Raw genomic sequence first — 645 nt, forward strand, 5'->3', positions numbered from 1 at the left:
CGCCTTCTCCTCACAAACAAAGATATTCAAGCAGGTATACGCCTTATACCTCCGGTACACATGGTTCTCGATATCCAGAGCGTACAGGTCACCCTGAGCACTACCCACTGTCACAACGGCATTCCCGGCACTCCCCGGCTTACTCTCGTGTACAGACAGATCACGACATAAATGAAGCCTTTAATCTTCTGAAAACCAACCCTCAAAGAGTATTAGACGAGGCCGGTACGCTATTAAAAAAATATGAGGGAGACTCGCATCAATATGCTCGTGTTGTGCAATTAAAAGCCAGATGTTTGTTTCTTCTTGGTGATTTTGATGGGTGTATCGGGTACGTCAATTCTCTTCCAGAGGGTTTGCAAAACAACAAAGGGGTGATACTGACAAAAGGCAGAGCTTTACAGAGTAAAGGCCATTTAATGGAAGCTTTACCACTCTTCCAGCAACTTTATGAAAAATATTCAGGCTCTTTCACGGATGAAAAAAACAATGGGCTGGCTCTTGGCAGGCTACTTCAGGCTGTAGGGGGCACGGGCAATCTGAAAACGGCCCTGAATATCTTTACCCGGCTGCGCACCCGAGCGGCAGGGGGTAAGGCGAACACTCCCTGTGAGAACAAGGATATTGAGTTAACACTGGGCAGAC

At 47.1% G+C, this 645-nt stretch carries 1 protein-coding gene; it reads left to right on the plus strand.

The genetic code is table 11. The features are described from left to right. Window positions 1-419: 419 nt before the first annotated feature. Window positions 420-645 (plus strand): PTS transporter subunit EIIB (locus E1189_RS01320; protein ID WP_196220960.1); only part of this gene is annotated, 226 nt, incomplete at its 3' end.

Origin of the sequence: Parendozoicomonas verongulae (assembly GCF_009711465.1) — a bacterium.
GTDB classification, from domain to species: Bacteria; Pseudomonadota; Gammaproteobacteria; order Pseudomonadales; family Endozoicomonadaceae; genus Sansalvadorimonas; species Sansalvadorimonas verongulae.